Here is a 241-nt window from a genome sequence, read left to right on the forward strand (position 1 = left end):
GGCTATGGTTGGCAAAATAGATATATCTGTACGGGCTTGTCAGGAAAGAACAGGTAATAAAGAGAATCCGATGCCACAAGGCCGGGCTTTTATCCGCCACAAGCCACACGGCGTAGTGGCCGTTTTCGGGCCTTATAATTTTCCTGGCCACCTGCCTAACGGTCACATAGTACCCGCCTTACTGGCAGGTAATGCCGTGTTGTTTAAGCCTTCAGAGCTGACACCTAAAGTGGCTGAAGAT

The 241-nt window shown here is 49.8% G+C and carries 1 protein-coding gene; it reads left to right on the top strand.

Annotated elements, in window-relative coordinates; genetic code table 11:
• On the top strand, positions 1-241 hold a 241-nt coding region (locus R0J87_RS24125; RefSeq protein WP_498889572.1), incomplete at both ends, for an aldehyde dehydrogenase family protein.

This window comes from Halomonas sp. SIMBA_159 (genome assembly GCF_046536035.1).
GTDB lineage: Bacteria > Pseudomonadota > Gammaproteobacteria > Pseudomonadales > Halomonadaceae > Vreelandella > Vreelandella venusta_A.